We start from the raw sequence: 16679 nt of genomic DNA, 5'->3' as shown, positions 1-16679 counted from the left end.
AATGCAACCCGTGATCTTAAAAAATCCGTAATAATGTTGTATTCTAAAAAAGCAGAGGGGTTAATAATCCCCTTTTTTATTTCAAACTAATATTCAGTCAATTTTGTATTGATCAATATGGTCAGCGAGCATCTTTGTTCTCTTGGTAACTTCGTACATTGCATTTGTAATCTCTTCAACAGAAGAGCTGGACTCTTCTGCAAGTGATGCAAGCTCCTCTGAGTCACTCTCGGCCTTTTCTGTCATATCTCTGCCTTTAATTACGGCACTGACAACATTATTTGCGATATGTGCCTGATCTTCGGTTGCTTTTGATACCTCTCCGATATCTTCAACAACAGAATTGGCACTTAATATTATCCGGTCCAGAGCTTCCAAAGCCTCATTCACGCTTGATACGCTGTCGATTATCTCATCCTTTGCAAGATTAATTGATTTTGCGGCTTTTTCACTATTATTCTGAACAACTGAAACAACCTTTTCAATATCCTTGGTTGCAGCCCTTGCCTCTCCTGCAAGATTTTTGACTTCCCCTGCAACTACTGCAAAGCCTCTGCCGTGTTCCCCTGCACGGGCGGCTTCGATAGCTGCATTCAGCGCCAGAAGGTTGATCTGTCCTGTAATCTCGTTAATGAGCCTGACAACATTTCCAACTTCATTAACTTTATTTGAGAGTGAATTTATCTCATCAACACTCTGCTTTGCGATATTTTCGACACTTGCCATCTTTTTCCTGGCAATGTCTCCGGAAGACTTTGCTTCCGTTCCCAAATCCACAACCTGGCCTGTCTTTTTGAAAACATCCTGTGATGTTCCGGCGATCTCCTCATTTGAAGCAGACAGATCTGAAATCTGATCATTTATCAGTTTAATCTGATTATATAATTCCCTGGCACCGTCTGAGTTTTTAACGCTTGTTGCAGCGACTTCTTCTGAAGCCTTTGCGATCTCTTCGGTTCCCTTGCCGACTTCGATAGCGTTTTGATCAATCTCTAATGAGATTTTCTTAACACCTCTTACAACATTTGAAAAGGTATCGCCGATTTCGTTAAGTGAATCCCTGAATTTTTCATATTTGCCGGTAACTTCTATATTGTTGCTGAATCTTGCGGTATAATTGTTATTTGCAAATTCCTGTGAGATCCTCACTGCCTCGTCAACGGCATTTCTGCCCATCACTTCATCTGTAATATCAAGAACAAACTCGACAGCACCTTTTATGTTTCCTTTTTTATCTCTCAGAGGTGCTCCGGTATAACGGATGGGCATTCCTGTCCCTGTCACTGTCTCCTCAGTCATTGTGCTGCCGCTGTTCATGGCTTTCTGGCAGGCACAGTTTGGGGTATTGCAGTCTTTTGTTTTGAATAGATTATAGCATTTTTTTCCGGTTATTCTGTCGGGTTCCATATTAAGAAGCTCTGCTCCCGCACCATTCATGTAAGTGACATTAAAATCCCTGTCAATTAGCATAACTGGTGTAGGGATGCTTTTTAAGCCTTCATATGCAAGATTTAAAAATTCTAAATTCTCTTCTTCAATATTTTCAGAATTTTTCTTTTCTTCTCTTATGAAATAATTATTGTGTGAATAATCCATTTTTGTACCATCGTTTGTTTTTAAAGATTTCATATACTTTTTGCATGTCAAAGTTGTAAATCTTATCGTCAGAATCCTGGAAATTTTCTGACAATATGTGATCTATTTATTTACAATTGTTTGAATTTAATGGAATGTGTTTGATAACTTTTAGATAATTATGTGTGCCACCATATTTTAGTATTACTCTTTGAATTTTCCTTCAGAAATAATGTTAATTTTGCTTTTTAAATCAATTTTAATATTATTTGAAATAATAGCCTATAGTAAAAATTAATTCAAATTTTATCTTTAAATTTTCTTTTATTCAGTTTTTTTAAAAAAATTTGTCAGTAATACAAAATATATTTGAAAATAAAGATGCGGGTGCATTTGGTAAAAATATTTATATGTCAAAAAATTTTTCAATAAATAATAAATAAATATCAGGTTTTCTGGTGGGATGAAGACGGCTTTTGATCAATTATGAAGCTTAATGATTTTAAATTTAGCAAAGTTTTGTGTTTAATTATGATATATATAAAAAACAAAAAAATATTATGTCTTTTTTAAACAGCCTGTAGAATATTTAAAATTCCGGGTTATTCACTGCCTTTAAGTGTGTCTGATATTATCTTTCCGATATCTATCCAGATTACAAGCTCTTTTTCCTCATCCTTTTCTTTCCCTAATTTGATGATTCCTTTTACATATGCTTCCTTTGACATGGTCTCATCCATCTGATCGACGTCCTCTTCTGAGACCTGCAAAACACTTTTGACATCATCGACTATGAGTCCTACATTGGAACCGGCAGCTGCATCCGGTACGAGTACGATTATCTTCTGACCTGAAACATTCTCTTTTGCCGGAAGACCCATCAGATAATTAAGGTTTAGGATGTTTGTAATCTCGCCTCTCAGGTTAATTATTCCTGCAATATGTGGAGGTGCCTTTGGAACCGGGGTTATTGGGATCATCTCTACAATTTCGCGTGCAATGTGGATATCGAGGGCATAATGGGTGCCTGATATTTCAAATTGTACTACGTCGGTGACTTTTGACATTGTTTTCTCCAAATATTCAGATTCTAAAATTTCCCATGACTGTCTTTAGATTGTTTGAGAGTTCATTGACCTCGTGTATTGCGCTTCCAATCTCTTCAACAGATGCACTTGATTCTTCTGCAAGTGCGGCAAGACCTTCTGCTTCATTCTGAACTTCCTTGGTCATTTTAGTGCCCTTTTCTGCTGAATTTACAACATTGTTTGCAATATTTGCCTGATCTTCTATTGCTTTTGTGATCTCGCCGATGTCACCTGTAACCTGTCCTGCGTTTCTGATGATGGTATTAAGCACCTCAATTGTCTTTGTGACACTTTCTACACCATCAACGATCTCATTATTTGAATTATTGATTGCGTTTGCAGTCTTCTCACTGCTAACCTGAACCATTGATACAACATTTTCAATTGAATCGGTTGCTGCTCTTGCTTCTGCTGCCAGGTTTTTGACCTCACCTGCAACAACCGCAAATCCTCTTCCGTGTTCACCTGCACGTGCGGCTTCAATGGCAGCATTGAGTGCAAGGAGGTTTATCTGTCCTGTGATGTCATTGATCATCTTAACAACATTGCTGACTTCCTTAATTTTATCAGTAAGATCATAGATTTCTTCCACGCTCTCTTTTGCGATTTTTTCAACACTGCCCATTTTATTACTTGTGTCGTTTGCAAGTCCCTGTGCCTCTTTTCCAATATCGACAATCTGATTTGCTGCTTTAAACACTTCCTGTGATGTGCTTGCAATTTCCTCATTGGATGCAGAGAGATCGGAAATCTTTAATGTTACTTCTTCAATGCTTGCAAGAAGCTCTCTTGTAAGATCAGCTGTCTTCTGGCTGGTAGTTGCAACCCCCTCAGCTGCTTTTGCGACCTCGTCTGCTCCTTTTGAAACTTCATTTGAATCAATAGCGACATTTTCTGCGATTTTATTTGCCTCTCCTATGGCCTGTGACACAGAATCTCCAACATTGTTGAGTGCTTCTTTAAAGGAAAGAATGTCTCCTTTGGCAGAGATATTTTCATTGAACCTTGCAGTAAAATCTCCTTTTGCAAGATTATCCGACATTCTAATTGCTTCATTAACTGGCAGAATGATGGCGTCAAGAAGTTCATTTACACCAATAATCAAATCTGCGAATGCTCCCGAGTGTCTGGAATGATCAGCTTTTGTACTCAGTTTTCCTTCAACAATATCTCCTGAAAGGACTGAAATCTCTGTAATTGTATTTTTCAGGGCTTCCATCATTCTGACAAGTGAGGGAATCAGGATGTCATTATCACTTCTTTTGCCTAATTTTTTAAATTCATCCAGTTTTGAGAGATCGCCCTTGCTTGTCTTTTCACAGACATCAATTACATTTAGAAGTCTTGCCTGGACATTATTGATCTCTGATGCAATATTTCCATAAATTCCCTGATAATTTCCTTCTATCTTTCTTGTATAGTCGTTTACGGCCATCAGCCTGATGATTTCCTCTGCTTCTTTAAGACCTGAAAGTCCTTCTATGCAGTTATTAAGGTTTATTTTAAGATTGTTGTATCCTCCGTTGAAATCCTTTGAAATTTTCTCAGGGATTTCTCCTTTTCCTATTTTTTCTATATATTCAAGATTGATATCAAGCGGCTCTTTTAAATTCAGTGGTATGGTGTTTAATGTCTCAATCAGTTCTTTATATGCTCCATTAAACTCATAAGAATCGACAGGCTTCATTATGCCCTTTGCAATATCGTTCCCGAGTCTTGTGGATGCTGATATTACGCCTTTTATGGATGTATTGACTGTTCTGATGTCATCGGCCATTGACAGCAGATCTTTTCTGATTTCCTTTGTGTATTCGTCTCCATCCCCTACTGTAAGATCAAGGTTTAAATCTCCGGCAGCAATTTTTTCAAGATTTGATCCAATATTTTTTACTTCTGTTTCAATATAGTCGGCAACCCGTTTTGTGGCTGTAATGTCCTGGACAATCTCGACATGGCCTGCCTTCTCGCCTTTCATGTTTCTGATCCAGGCAACATTGACCATGAAGTTTTTACCATCCTGATCAAAGAAAGTCTGTTCTTTTCCTCTTCTAAGACACTCTATTCCGCAGTTTCCTGTTCCACAGATATTTGCATTCCATCTGCTGCACTGTGTGCCTATTGCCTCGTTTTTGCTGATTCCTGAAGCGGACTCGGCAAGGGGATTTAGATATTGCCATTTCATGTTCATATCAGTGACTGAAACCGGGAAAGGGAGTGAATCAAGAATTGATTCATACCAGACTTTCTGCTCCTCAATATCTGTTACATCTATTAACGCTGTGTTAAGGGCTGCAACATTCCCTGACTCATCAAGAAAGGGGATGCTGTGAATTACGATTACTTTGTCCACTCCTTTAAATTTCATTGTGAATTTGCCGGAGACTTTTGATTTTGTATCTCTTGCTTCTTTTGTGCCTTTTCCTTCAATGAGTTTAAGGTCAAAGTGTGAATAAAAATCAGAAATATTCATTTCTTTCAGCTTGTCGGCAGAATATCCTGTAAGTTCGATAAATTCCTCATTGACATCTAAAATGTTAAAATTGGTATCTGTAATTCCAAGCGGTATCGGCATTTTTTTTATTGACTGATACAGTTTTTCTTTTTCTATAATCAGAGAATTTATTTTTTTACCAAGTGTTCTAAAACCTGGCTCAAGCTCATTTATATCCAGTTTTTGCTGTGTTTTTCCTAAAATTGCTGCATCTATTGCATCTTCGAGTTTTGAAATATCCATTTTTTCATTCCTTCTGCAAAAGAGATATGCTCACCGTTATATCTATTATGCATATCATAAATAATTGCATCATTTTTTTGATTTTTTACATATTTATATGATATTATTCTGCTACTACAATTTACGAAATATTATTTCATTTTTTTAAAAACGAGATAAATTCATTCGACATATATGATTTTGGGTGAAAAATATTGCAAATATGTTTTGTATTTTAAAAAATATGGATGCGTCAAATAAATCCGTGCTGTAAAAATTTTTGGTTTATTATAATGGTCTTTGAAAATTATTATTGTGGCCCTTTTTATTGAATTCCTGATAAAATTATTAAAATTGCTGTTTGAATGAATAAAGAAACAGTGCTGATATGGGGATTTGAACCCCAGTCACAGGAGTGAGAGTCCTGCATGATTGGCCGAGCTACACTATATCAGCAAAAATTGTGCCTAAATATCTTGCCCATATGATTACTTAAAAATTCTTATTTGCATTTTGCCCATGTTTTTTTAAGCAAAATAAACGGAGCAGATCTTTTCCGGGCAGACTTCAAAAAATTGGTTTAAAAAGAGATTATCTGGCTTCCTTTTCTGTCTCTCCAAGGGTGTCAGATATAATCTTTGCAATATCTATCCAGATAACAAGCTCTTTCTTCTCGTCCTTTTCTTTTCCGAGTTTGATAATTCCTTTAACGTAGGCCTCTTTAGACATTGTCTCATCCATCTGATCCACATCCTCTTCTGAGATCTGCAAAACACTCTGAACATCATCGACAATAAGGCCTACATTGGATCCTCCTGCTGCCTCCGGTACGAGAACGATTATTTTCTGGCCTGAAACATTCTCTTTAACCGGCAGTCCCATAAGGTAATTCAGATTTAAAATGTTTGTAATCTCACCCCTTAGATTGATAATTCCGGCAATATGGGGCGGTGCTCTTGGGACGGGGGTTATTGGGATCATCTCTACAATCTCTCTTGCAATGTGGATATCGAGGGCATAATGGATCCCCGATATCTCAAACTGAACCAAATCCGTTGTTGGCATTGTTAAAAACCTCCTGTTAGTATCTGAATTTTGAATTAGCTTCTTCAAGGTCCTTAATCAGAATATTGACCTCATGCATGGCGCTTCCGATTTCTTCCACAGAAGCACTTGCCTCCTCTGCAAGTGCGGCAAGTTCTTCAGTCTCCTTTTGGACTTTACTTGTCATATCCGCACCTTTGTCAGTTGAATTGACCACATTGTTGGCAACATTTGCCTGATCCTCAATTGCCTTTGTAATCTCACCGACATCATTGGTGACCTGACCTGCATTTGTGATAATTGTATTTAGCGCCATAAGAGTTTTATTCACACTCCCGACACCCTCGATAATTTCTTCATTTGCTGCGGTAATTGCAGATGCGGTTTTTTCACTGCTTATCTGAACTGTTGAGACGACCTTTTCAATCGAATCGGTTGCTGCTCTTGCCTCGCCTGCAAGATTCTTAACCTCTCCTGCCACAACTGCAAAGCCTCTGCCGTGTTCGCCGGCTCTTGCAGCTTCGATTGCGGCATTAAGTGCAAGCAGATTGATCTGGCCTGTGATGTTGTTGATAAGCTTGACAACATTGTTGACCTCTTTGATCTTTTCTGTCAGGTCTTTTATCTCAGTGACACTCTCTTTTGCAATCCTTTCCACATTGCCCATTTTATGGTTGGTATCGTTTGCAAGCCCCTGTGCCTCTTTTCCAATTTCAACGACGTGGTTGGCGGCGTTGTAGACCTCCTGTGATGTGCTTGCAATCTCTTCATTTGATGCTGAGAGATCTGCAATCTGATGATTAATATCCTCCATGGCGGCAAGGAGTTCCCTTGTCAGCTCTGATGCTCTCTGACTGCTGTTTGCAACCTCTTCAACCGCTTTTGAAACCTCGTCTGCTCCTTTGGTTACTTCTTCGGCATTAATCACTACATTTTTCGTTGTATTTCCGGTAATGGCAAGGTTTTCTGAAACAGCAATTCCTATATTATTCAGAGCGTTTTTAAAAGTTTCAAAATCTCCTTTGACAGAAATATTTTCCGGGAATCTTGCAGTAAAATCACCCTTTGCGTAATAGCTGCTCACATCCATGGCACCGTTTATTGGAAGGGCGACTGATTCCATCAGCCTGTTCAGGTTTTCAACAAGATCCACAAAAGTACCGTTATATTTTTTGCTGTCCGCATGAACATCCAGTTTTCCCTCAATTCCTGCTTCAACAAGTTTTTCAATCTCCCCGAATAGTGAGTGGAGAGTATTCTGAACAGAGGCGATTGAATCCGAGATTTCGACGAACTTCTCCCTAACTTCTTTTGTATATTTGTCCGCCTCTCCTACTTTGAGTGAAAGATTGGGATCACCTGCGGCAATCTTTGCAAGATCCTCTCCAATCTTTGCAACCTCCTGTTCCAGATATTCAGAAACCCTTGTAGTTGCGGTGATGTCCTGGATGATCTCAACATGGCCTGCTTTATTTCCTTCAACATCTTTTACCCATGCAGTATTTACCATGAAATTTCCGCCGTCCTGTTCAAAATAGGTTGTTTCCTGCCCTCTCCTCAGGCATTCGACACCGCAGTTTTGTGTCTGGCAGATATTTGCAGACCACCTGCTGCACTGGGTTCCAAGGGCCTCCTTTTTATCAACACCTGCCATTGTTGCGGTTGCCGGGTTTAAATATGCCCAGTTCATGTCCAGGTCTGTTACCGAGACCGGGAAAGGGATTGAATCGAGGATAGATTCATACCATGCTTTTTTCTCTTCGATTTCAGTTATATCGATAAAAGCACTGTTGATACTCAGAACATTTCCCTGATCGTCAAGAATGGGAATGCTATTGACTTCAATTATTTTGTTGACGTTTTGGAATGTCATCCGGAATTTGCCTTTCATCTTTTTTTTGCTTTCCAAAGCATCCTTTGCTCCGTAGCCTTCGAGACGCTGTAAATCGAATGTTTTTGTAAACTCCGAAATATTCATTTTTGTCAGATCTTCTCTTGAATATCCGCTAAGGCTCATTAATTCCTCATTGACGTTGACAACCGACAGATTTGGATCGAACAGCACCATCGCCACAGGTGTTTTCATAACCGCCTGCAGTAAAAAGTTATGGCTTTCCATAAGGCTGTTTATTGTTTTACCAAGTTCCCTGAGGGGCGGATCAAGATCTTCCGCAATTACCCTTTTTCCCTGATTTCCGCTTAAAAATGCTTTTATTATCTCATCAATCTCTTTGATTTCCATTTAAATCGACCTCACTTGTTTTGGCATATGGATGAACTGACTATTTTGTTATCATGTCTATGCCCTGTTACTTGTTTTTGGATGGGATAAACAGTGAATAGATTTGATCATTATATAATGGTTTTTATCGCGGCGATTTCTTTAAAAAAGGATTTACGGGTTTTAATTTGAAAGAAATTGTACATTGTCTGATATTTTTCAAATCCTGGCAGGAGCTTTGGCGATTGGTTTATCCAAAAGGATTATCACTGACATTTTAAATTAGGAAAGGATAATCCTGCCTCTGTAACCCGGATTTTGTTGTATAAGTTATATGGATGAATATGCGGGATAATATTAGTTTTGATAATGGTCTGAAAAATAATGTGTGCAGATTTTGCAATAAGTTCTCTAAATGGCATATTCTGGTACTTTTTATCATATGATACAAATTTGCAGCCTTTTTAATTATCATATCCCGATTTATATTGTAATTTCAGGAGTAATCAGTATTGCTTCAGCCATTCTCTTTGCAAGCTCCGATGCATATTCTGTACTTTTTGCAGTTATGACATGCTCATCTGAAACTACCGGCATGTTCTGATATCTGGCATCACGTTTTATTAGCAGATGAATAATTTCTTGATCATCCGGTGCTGCTGTTTCTCTTCTGACTAAAATATCTGCATTTGCAAGAACCGGTACGGAATTTGAGACGGCACCGATTAAAAGTCCTTCTTTGTCAAAATTTCTGATAATTTTATGAAGTTCTCCATTATTCCACAGATAATCCCTGGACTGAGGGCCTCCGATGACTAATATCCCTTTGTAATCCTTTGTAGCGGATTTATGCAGATCATTAAGTTTTTCGGTTGCCTCTGCGACCCCAACAGGATGCCCGTTTATCGCTCCTTTTTCAAGAGATGCTATCTCATAAAGAATTCCTGCGGAATCAAAAATTGCAAGAGAATTCAAAAGTTCCTCATTTTCATATTTTTCAGGCGGTATAACAATAAGCACTTTTTTAACTTTTTTCATAAAATATTGGCCCCCCGGCAAATTGTAAATGGATATAGAGTGGCTGAAATGTATTATATTTTTCCTGTGTTTTTTTTAAAGACAATGATGTTGTTGCAATCCCCGGTCTGGATGGGGATGCCGGTGATAATTATTATATGGGTGGAGCCTGAAGTTTAACAGAATGGTTTTTTCGGGGGGGAAAAGAAATATTTCAGGCCTTTTGTTATGTGGCGTAGCAATAAGTCTGATTTTGCTATTCTCTGCTTTTATTTTTCTCTGCATGCTCACAGAACCGCGGATGATATCTGTTAGTGAGGTATATGTCTCCGGACTTCCCGGAAAGGTTGTATTTATATCTGATCTGCATGTAAAGGAGAGCAATCTTGATTTTCTTGAAGAAGTTGTTTTAAAAATAAATGAAATTGAACCTGATGCTGTATTAATGGGTGGGGATTTCATCGGAAGTTATCCCGAATCTGTGATATATCTGGATTTTCTCTCAAAAATAAATGCTCCCATGTACGCTGTTTTGGGAAATCACGATTATCATTCTCTAACCGGAAGAGATGAGTTTATGAGAGAATACTATAATTCCGGTATGATAAATCTGGATGTCGAAGGCTATGATGTATCGGCCCTTTGTGACGGTTCAAATGATTATGAATATGCATCTGTGGTTTCAGAACGGCTAAAAAAGCTTGGGATTTCTGTATTGAGAAATGAATACAGTTATGTTGACCTGAGTGGCGGGAGGGTCCTCCTTGTGGGTCTTGAGGATTGTCTTGCCGGTATGACAAAAGTGCCAGACTACCCAAAGGATGCCGGGACATATATTGTGATGCTTCTTCACGAACCGGAATGTATGGCTGACTGGGATTATGATCTTATGTTGTGCGGACATACTCACGGGGGGCAGGTTTCCTTCCCGTTAATCGGCGGTCCCGGAGAATGGCTTGGATATTATATGTATTCTGGGGAAATTCAGGGGGAGGGAAAAAAGGCATATATCAGCAGGGGTGTTGGGACGAATTCTTATAACTACCCTTTAATCCATGGTTTTGAACTGAGATTTATGCGTCAGCCTGAGATTGTGGTTTTAAAGGGCGGGTGAGTGTTTCAAAATAATTTATCTGGTATTACGTCAATAGATGTAATTCCGAACGCCAAAAAATAAAAAAAGCGGTTGACAATCCCTGTGATTGTCAAAGCTTTTTTGACTTTGTCCCGTGTTTTCTGTATGCTTATTTTTTGTGGGTAAAAATGTCGATGCTATTTTTATATAATTTCTAAACCAGTTACATTATTGCTTTGATTATCTGTTTTGCAAACTCTGTGGCTGATTTAGGTCCGTCTGCCGTAATTACAAGACCGTCTTTTACAACCGGGTTGTCTGAATATTTTGCGCCGGCTGCCATCAATTCATGAATTGCTTTTTCATCGGGCCAGACAGTTGCATTTTTATCCTTTAGTATTCCTGCCTTTGCCAGAACAACTGGGGACAGGCATATTGCAGCCACCGTTTTTTCCTCCCTGATGAATGCCCTTACAATCATATGCAGGCCTTTGTTGTTCCAGAGATATTCGGGCGAACCCGAACCACCGACAATCAGCAGTGAATTGTAGGCCGTACAGCATCCTTTGTGGGATACTTCCTCAAGTGTAAGTGTTGCATTGGCTGTTCCCGAAAGCATTCCTTTTATTTCTCCGGTTTTTGTGGAAGCAATTTCATACGGGGTATGATTGTCAGAAAAAACTTTTAATGGCTCAAAAAGCTCCTCATCCCTGAAATTTACAGGTGCTATAACAATGAGAATTTTTTTTGTTTCAGTCATAAAACAAACCTCCTTTTTTCGTATAGTGTATGTTAAAATATTTATTGGTGTTCTAATGACTGGTAAAAATATATTATTTGATATAATTTTTTGAAGGTATTATATCTGTGATAGGCGGTTCCCTGAATTTAAAAAATCAGATGTGAATAAAAAAAATTTAAGTTGGTTTTTTATGATATTTTTTCAGGTTGATGCTGTGTTTTTTTCTTCAGAATTGTCTCTTGATCTGTTAAATAAAATTGTATCCAGAATTTTTCCCAGATCGATCCAGATAATCAGTTCCTGGCTTTTACCATCTTCTGAGATTTGTTTAATTACTCCTTTTACATATGCCTCTTCTGAGATCATATTGTCAATCGGGTCAATGTCAGTTTCAAAAGCCTGAATGACACTGTGTACGTTGTCTACAATAATTCCTGTATTGGAATTGCCTGTTCTGGCAGGAACAAGGACAATTATCTTTCTCTCCTCAGGGTTTTTGGCATCTGAGAGTCCAAGAAATTTGTTGAGATTTAAGATGTTTGTGACCTCTCCTCTCAGGTTTATTATTCCTTCAATTTCCTGTGGTACTCCTGGAACCGGTGTTATTGGGACCATCTCGACAATCTCTCTTGCAAGATCTATGTCAATTGCGTAGAGCGTCCCTCCTATTTCAAATTTTACCACGCCGATTGCAGACATGATTTATCCCTCTATTTTAAACGCATTGGTTGAATCCTCAAGCTCCTTTGTCATCATACTGACTTCGTGTATTGCACTTGTAATTTCTTCAGTTGATGAACTGGCCTCTTCTGCCAGTGCCGCAAGCTCTTCTGCCTGTGACTGAACCTGCATGGTAAGTTCTGTTCCGGCATCTGCTGCCTGGACAACATTTGTTGCAATATTTGCCTGATCTTCAAGAGTCTTTGTGATTTCGCCGATTGCCTCGGTTGCCGCGTTTGTACCTTCTACTATCCTGTTTAGTGCATCTATTGTTTTTTCAACATCTTCAACACTTTTGTTCACCTCGTTGTGTGCACTGCTGATTGCCTTTGCGGTGTTCTGACTGCTTAGTTTGACTCTCTCAATAACTTCGTCTATATGGTTTGTTGCACTTCTGGCTTCGACTGCAAGGTTTTTGACTTCGCCTGCAACAACTGCAAATCCTCTTCCGTGTTCTCCTGCTCTTGCGGCTTCGATTGCAGCGTTTAGTGCCAGCAGATTAATCTGGTTTGTAATTTCGGTGATGAGTTTAACGATATTGTTGATCTCCTGCATCTGAATATTGAGTTCGTCTATCTCCTCGACACTTTTTGCTGTAATGTCCTTTACTGAAGCCATACTGCCGGTTGTATTCTTTCCAAGCTCCTGGGCCTCTTCACCGTTTTTAACAACTTCAAGAGCTCCTGCAAGAACATGCTGTGAACTGCCTGCAATCTCTTCGTTGGCGGCAGAGAAGTCTGCAATCTGTCTTGATACTCCTTCTATTTCCGAGAGAAGTTTGTTTGTCAGGTTTGCACCCTGCTGGCTGTTTAATGCAACCTGTTCTACTGCCTTTGAAATCTCTCCGGCGCCTGTTGCGACTTCAACTGAACTTGAATTGACATTTGTGGAGATTGTTTTTATCTTTTTGATCATCTCCGTTCCTTCGGTTGCAATAGCATTCAGCTCATTTTTAAAGTCCAGCAGGTCATTTTCAACATGAATATTCTCATTAAACCTTGTTGTATAATCGCCTTTGGAAAGTCCGTCAGCCATTCTTCTGGCTTCATTCAGGGGGATCAGGAGGGCTCTTGCCAGTTCTACGAAAGATTCAACAATTCTCCTGTATTCTCCGCTAAATTTGTTCATGTCTGCTTGTGCACTTAGATTTCCTGTTTTGGCTGCGTTAGAAAGATATTCTGCTTCATCCACAATTACTATCAGGTTTTCCATTAGTCTTGTGAATCCCGGCACGATTCTGTCGTTTTCAGATTCCTTCTTTATTTTTCTGAAAATTTCGAGTTTGCTTAAATCTCCCACAGCAAGATCTTCAACTGTCTCCTGGATGAGAACCATATGATCTACCATCATATTGGCGGAATCGGCAATATCTTTGAGGCCTCCTGTGTAGTTTCCGGTCAGCTTTTTAGTGTAGTCATTGGTGGCAACTCTTGCCATAAGATCAGCAATGTCCGGGATTACTTCATAATCTCTTCGGATATTTTCAATGCCCGCATAAAGGGCAGTGAAGTACTCGGATGCATTTGGAAAATTTTCATCTGCTTTTGGTTTCTTAATTTGGGTATTTATTTCTCCGGCTGATACTGAGTTTAATGTGGTGATGGCGGAGTTTAGGTTGTTCTCATAATAATTCGATAAAAGCCGGAGTTTTTCTGCTTTCTGTTTTTGTGATTCAACCTCTGTTATGTCAAAATAAATTCCGAAATACCCTCTGGTTTTTCCTTCTTCATCAAGGTAGGGTATAAGATGCCTTTCGTATATCTTCACACCAAGAGGAATTTCAAAATTCATTCTGGCGCTTCCGGTTTTTTTCGTCTCTTTTACCTGACGGAATGAATCACCTTCGACATTTGTGAGTTTGAAACTGCTTGCATTTGTTCCGATAAGATAATCCCTTGTATATCCGGTCTGGCTGAAAAATGCGGGATTGGCATCTGTGACATTGAAATTGCTGTCAAAAATAAGCATAGGGATTGGGCTTTTTGAGATAACTGTCTGTGATCTTTTTGCAACCCTTTCCTGTTCTTCGAGTCTGTCGAGTAATGTGTTGAGTGTTTTAAAGAGGATGCGATCTTCCTCTTCGGTATTTTCGTCGAATCTGATGGTGTAGTTACCATTTAATACATTTCCAAGTTTTTCGATGTTTAATGATTTGTTCATGCAGTTCGCTTCCAGTTAGTTTTTCAATACGTAGCTGTTTGCGGGACTGGCTGGTGCCTTCCCTCCTCTCCTGATTATTGACATCTAATGATGTGTGATGTTTTGCACATCATTTTTGTATAAATGCTACAGTGGGCATATTCGTTAATCATTACAATAAGGTTTTTGATTTGATCTTTTAAGATGATTTTACTGCAAATTCCCTAAAATTTTGTTTAAAATATGTTTTGGTTGATTATTTTTTAATATTTGTCTAATACGTTATGCTTAAATATAATTATCTATTGGCCTGTAGGATTATTTATATAATAAAAATAGTTGTGAGTTGTTTTTGATTGTTAAAATAGATGATTTTGCTAAATTTTCATTTTTTTAAATTGTTAGATGAACGGTATACAGGGGAACTCCAAACTCTTGTGCATGAAGCGGGGGAGTTTCAATACATGATAGAAATAATTCAAAAAAACCTTTATGAAACAAATATTTCAAAGACTGTCTGATGAAAATATTACTCGCACTTTTATGTGAAGAAGTGTTGGATACAAAGTCTTCGCACGTTTATGATTAAAAGTAGTAAGATGATTTCCACAGGGTATTTTTGGCAACAAATGAACTTTAGTAATTTAAAACATTTATCCTCTTTTGGTTAAGATAATAGTTTGCCTTGAAAAATCCTGTCACCTGATATTTTTTCCTGAAATATTACTCCCGGGTCTTTGTTAAAACTTTTATCGTTCAATTAGATTTATATGGAGGCAGAAGACATTCACCCACATTAACAGGAGGTATTAAAAAATGTCAATTTACCAGAAAATGATTGATGAAGCAATGGGTGCACAGCGTGCTGATGTTTCCGTTCTAAAAGCCAAAAGAGGTACTGACTTTAAAGTAAAAGACGGGCAGGCTTATGTTGATGCTGTCAATAAAATGACAGCTGGTGAAGGACAGTCAAAGGCGGTAATAGACCTTCATAAGTATTCGGTAAACGCACATTTTGATACACTCACGGCTCTTACAAACTTTGTAAAACCCGAGGATGACCCTTATGTTGAGCATTATCAGACACCGGTAGTACTTGAAATTCTCTGTGAAGAGGATGAAGGGTTCAAAAAAAGTGTTGACAAATTCATCGAACAGATCGGGAAATCTGAGGCACTAATCGGTCTTGAATCGGCAAGAAGGTATGCCGGATTTTATGGTCCCACATGCGTAGTTGATTTTGCACTGATTCCGGGAAGTACAAGCAATGTGGTCAATCAGATACTCACAAAAACTGATATCCCGCAGGATCATAAGAAAGCAATTCTGGCTGCAAAATCCTGGGGTATGAATACTTCTTATGGTGTCGGAGATGTCTTTGCACACGATGTGGAAGACGGAAAAACCCTTTCAGATGCCGTTTCAAACGAAATAAAAGAGCTGAAGTATATCTATGAAAGTCCTGTTTCGGCACAGGCTGATTTAATGGACTCTGTAAACATGGATTCCTTTGATGTCAGGAAATACATGCGGGACTATCGTAAAGAGATGGAGCCGTATGTAAAGGCGGCAATCGATGACGGTGTCCATTACGCAAACATTGTAACTGTTCCTGCATATTGTGTCGGCGACATCGCCCACCACATTGCCCAGTCAACTTACAACATGTGCAAGGATGACATGGTTATGGGAATAATCGAAGCTGTCACTGATGTCATTGAAAACTCGCTCCGGCAGAATGTTGACAAATTCAACAGCGTAAATCAGGTTCTTTCCCTTGCAACCGGTTCGAGTGCTGCAGCGGCTGAGTATATCCTTGAACTTGACGGATTCAACGGACCTTCAGTTGTTGAATTCCTAACCCGCAGATTCCACAATTTTGTCCAGCTCTATCCGACAAGAGGAGCTGCGGCAGAACTTCACAACTGTGACTTCATGGACATGGTGTACCGCGGCTGGAACATAATGGACAGGGCAAGGAAGGTTAAAAACGGAACATCCAGTCCGATGAGGCCGAACATAAGCGGTCTCCCGATTGATTTGATTCCTGTCCAGACACATGATGTTATACAGAATCCGCAGCGTTATGTATATCCTGCATGTGCGATAACGGTCAGATTCGCCGCAATGATGAGTCTCGCTGATTATCCGTGTCTTTTGACATCAGAGCCTGTAACAGCCACACTGATGACAAATGTGGTTGCACTTGACAAGAATACAGCGGCAGCGCCTGTTCGTGCATGCAAGAACTGTGCATCTGCATCATGCGTTGACTTCCGCCATGAATACTGCCAGTACAGAGAGGCAGTCTGAGAAATCAGAAAAGATTTCTAAAATTTTTTGGA

Annotated in this window: 11 protein-coding genes and 1 tRNA gene; 2 read left to right on the top strand and 10 right to left on the bottom strand. The window is 39.0% G+C overall.

Annotated features, from left to right (window positions below; all coding sequences use genetic code 11):
* Positions 1 to 93 precede the first annotated feature (93 nt).
* From F1737_RS07905 to F1737_RS07875, 7 genes are all read right to left on the bottom strand, one after another.
* Positions 94 to 1629, bottom strand: coding sequence for a methyl-accepting chemotaxis protein (locus tag F1737_RS07905; RefSeq protein WP_317136044.1), 1536 nt, complete (start codon positions 1627 to 1629; stop codon positions 94 to 96).
* Positions 1630 to 2177: 548 nt separating this feature from the next.
* Positions 2178 to 2642, bottom strand: coding sequence for a chemotaxis protein CheW (locus F1737_RS07900; RefSeq protein ID WP_317136043.1), 465 nt, complete (start codon positions 2640 to 2642; stop codon positions 2178 to 2180).
* A gap of 16 nt (positions 2643 to 2658) precedes the next feature.
* A complete protein-coding gene (locus tag F1737_RS07895) occupies positions 2659 to 5397 on the bottom strand; it encodes a methyl-accepting chemotaxis protein (RefSeq protein ID WP_317136042.1) in 2739 nt (912 codons plus the stop codon).
* A 360-nt stretch (positions 5398 to 5757) separates the two neighbouring features.
* Positions 5758 to 5832 (bottom strand) — tRNA-Glu (locus tag F1737_RS07890).
* A gap of 135 nt (positions 5833 to 5967) precedes the next feature.
* Entirely contained in the window at positions 5968 to 6441 is a 474-nt protein-coding gene (locus F1737_RS07885; RefSeq protein WP_317136041.1) for a chemotaxis protein CheW, read from the bottom strand.
* A gap of 16 nt (positions 6442 to 6457) precedes the next feature.
* A complete protein-coding gene (locus F1737_RS07880) occupies positions 6458 to 8662 on the bottom strand; it encodes a methyl-accepting chemotaxis protein (protein ID WP_317136040.1) in 2205 nt (734 codons plus the stop codon).
* A gap of 462 nt (positions 8663 to 9124) precedes the next feature.
* Complete coding sequence (locus F1737_RS07875) at positions 9125 to 9679, bottom strand: DJ-1/PfpI family protein (RefSeq protein WP_317136039.1); 555 nt, start codon at positions 9677 to 9679, stop codon at positions 9125 to 9127.
* 262 nt (positions 9680 to 9941) lie between these two features.
* On the opposite strand from F1737_RS07875, the gene F1737_RS07870 reads away from it, so the two are divergent.
* Positions 9942 to 10772 carry a metallophosphoesterase gene (locus F1737_RS07870; protein ID WP_317136038.1) on the top strand — a complete coding sequence of 277 codons (831 nt, stop codon included), beginning with the start codon at positions 9942 to 9944 and terminating at the stop codon, positions 10770 to 10772.
* Positions 10773 to 10956: 184 nt separating this feature from the next.
* On the opposite strand, the gene F1737_RS07865 is transcribed toward F1737_RS07870, so the two are convergent.
* The 3 genes from F1737_RS07865 to F1737_RS07855 form a co-directional block, all read right to left on the bottom strand.
* Complete coding sequence (locus tag F1737_RS07865; RefSeq protein ID WP_317136037.1) at positions 10957 to 11493, bottom strand: DJ-1/PfpI family protein; 537 nt, start codon at positions 11491 to 11493, stop codon at positions 10957 to 10959.
* Between the two features lie 183 nt (positions 11494 to 11676).
* Entirely contained in the window at positions 11677 to 12174 is a 498-nt protein-coding gene (locus F1737_RS07860) for a chemotaxis protein CheW (protein ID WP_317136036.1), read from the bottom strand.
* Positions 12175 to 12177: 3 nt separating this feature from the next.
* Positions 12178 to 14355, bottom strand: a complete 2178-nt coding sequence (locus F1737_RS07855; RefSeq protein ID WP_317136035.1) for a methyl-accepting chemotaxis protein — start codon at positions 14353 to 14355, stop codon at positions 12178 to 12180.
* A 795-nt stretch (positions 14356 to 15150) separates the two neighbouring features.
* On the opposite strand from F1737_RS07855, the gene F1737_RS07850 reads away from it, so the two are divergent.
* Positions 15151 to 16647: a DUF2193 domain-containing protein gene (locus F1737_RS07850; RefSeq protein ID WP_317136034.1), complete on the top strand. Its 1497-nt coding sequence runs from the start codon at positions 15151 to 15153 to the stop codon at positions 16645 to 16647.
* The last annotated feature ends 32 nt before the right edge of the window (positions 16648 to 16679 follow it).

The sequence above is a fragment of the Methanoplanus sp. FWC-SCC4 genome, from assembly GCF_032878975.1.
Taxonomy (GTDB): Archaea; Halobacteriota; Methanomicrobia; order Methanomicrobiales; family Methanomicrobiaceae; genus Methanochimaera; species Methanochimaera problematica.
This window is presented reverse-complemented; position numbering and strand designations above follow the sequence as displayed.